The following is a 2,252-nucleotide window of genomic DNA, read 5'->3' on the forward strand; positions in this document are numbered from 1 at the left end:
TCTGGCCGACCGCCCGGACCAGCTCGCACTGGTCGCCATCTCCACCGAAACCAACAGCACCCGCGAAATCACCTATCGCCAGTTGTATCGCGAAGTGAACGACTTCGCCGCCGTGCTGAAGCACCTCGGCGTCGGCCACGGCGACCGCGTGGTGATCTACATGCCGAACATGGCCGAGGCCGTGTTCGCCATGCTTGCCTGTGCACGTATCGGTGCGGTGCACTCGGTGGTGTTCGGYGGCTTCGCTGCGCACAACCTCGCGCTGCGCATCGACGATGCCAAGCCGAAGCTGCTGATCGCTGCCGATGCCGGCATGCGTGGCGGCAAGCTCATTCCGTACAAGACGATGGTCGATGCCGCCTGCGCCGAAGCCAGCAGTCCGCCGCCGCACGTGCTGATCGTTTCGCGCGGGCTGGACCCGGCCGAGCCACGCATCGAAGGGCGCGACGTCGAGTACGCCACCCTGCGTGCGCAGATCGGGCAGACCGATGTGCCGGTGCAATGGCTGGAATCGWSCGAGCCCAGCTACMTSCTSTAYACSTCYGGCACCACCGGCAAGCCSAAGGGCGTGCAGCGCGATGTCGGTGGCTATGCGGTGGCGATGGCGCAGTCGATGCAGACCGTGTTCGACTGCAAGCCGGGACAGGTGATGTTCTCCACCTCCGATGTCGGCTGGGCCGTGGGCCATTCCTACAACGTGTATGGCCCGTTGATCGGCGGCTGCACCTCGCTGCTGTACGAAGGGCTGCCGACCAACCCCGATCCGGGCATCTGGTGGGCGCTGTGCGAGCAGTACAACGTGCGCACGATGTTCTCTTCGCCGACGGCGATCCGCGTGCTGAAGAAGCACGATGCCGATTTCATCCACCGCCACGACCTGGATGCGTTGAAGTATCTGTTCCTGGCCGGCGAGCCGCTGGACGAGCCGACCGCGCACTGGATCAGCGACGCGCTGGGCAAGCCGATCATTGACAACTACTGGCAGACCGAAACCGGTTGGCCGGCATTGACCCTGCTGCCTGGGCTGGACATGAAGCCGGTGCGGTTCGGCTCGCCCGGGTTCCCCAACCTCGGCTACCGGATGAAGGTGATCGACGAGAACACCGGTGAAGAGGTGGCTGCCGGGCAGAAGGGTGTGCTGGTGATGACGCCGCCGTTGCCGCCGGGCTGCATGAGCAYGGTCTGGAATGACGACAGCCGCTTCCTGCAGAGCTACTTCAGCCACTTCAAGGAACTGCTGTACAGCTCGCTGGACTGGGCCATCCGCGATGACGATGGCTATACCTTCATCCTCGGCCGCACCGACGATGTGATCAACGTGGCCGGGCACCGTCTGGGCACGCGTGAGATCGAAGAGGCCATCTCCAGTCACCCGCGCGTGGCCGAGGCAGCGGTGATCGGGGTGAAGGACGAATTGAAGGGGCAGGTGCCGCTGGTGTTCGTCACCCTCAAGCAGGGGCTCGATGGCGAAGACCCGGCCGCAGTGGTGGCCGAGATGATGGCCACGGTGACCGCCTCGCTGGGTGCGGTGGCGCGACCGGCGCACATCCATGTGGTCAACGCGCTGCCCAAGACCCGTTCGGGCAAGCTGCTGCGTCGCTCGCTGCAGGCATTGGCCGAGCAGCGCGACCCCGGCGACCTGTCGACGCTGGACGACCCGGGCGCGCTGGAAGAGATCCGCCGCGCGCTGGGACGCTGATCGGGGTGGTAGCGCCGGGCCATGCCCGGCGAGCGCAAAGCGCGGAAAAGCCGCCAAGCATGGCCTGGCGCTACCCAGGCCTGCCAGGACATGCGCTAAGCTCCGCCTGTCATCGACCTGCAACACGCGTCACGCGCCGGGGAACGCGCGTGCCACCCGGGGATGGCGAACAGGGGGCGTGCCCGCAAGGGCGCGCATGCGTATCGCATCGTGGGAAGGGGGAGCTATGGCACTGCTGCATGCCAAGACGGCCGCTGGCCGCAAGGAAATCGAAGATCGTGCCCGGCGCCTGCCGGCGGCGCTGCGTTCGATCCTGTTGATGGTTGACGGCCAGCGCGATGAAAGCGAACTGCGCGGCTTGTTCGAGGGACTGCGCGCGCCGCCGGATGCGCTGCAGCAGCTGGCTGCACTGGGCCTGATCGAAGTGGTCGGCGGCAGGGCCGAACCTGTACCGCAGCGCGGGCTGTGCAGCGGCCGTGAGCACGATCCGGCGCTGTACCAGCAGTTGTACGACGCGATGAGCGATGCCGTGCGCCGCCATCTCGGCCTGAAA

The 2,252-nt window shown here is 66.4% G+C and carries 2 protein-coding genes; both read left to right on the forward strand.

Features of this window, described 5'->3' with window-relative positions:
• Positions 1-1,699, forward strand: a 1,699-nt coding sequence (gene prpE / locus AC1VAN_RS19200) for a propionate--CoA ligase (protein WP_480986479.1), incomplete at its 5' end; no start/stop codon positions are given.
• Between the two features lie 226 nt (positions 1,700-1,925).
• Positions 1,926-2,252: hypothetical protein (locus AC1VAN_RS19205; RefSeq protein WP_480986480.1), on the forward strand; the 327-nt coding region annotated here is incomplete at its 3' end.

The sequence above is a fragment of the Stenotrophomonas sp. 05L44_2 genome, assembly GCF_056665995.1.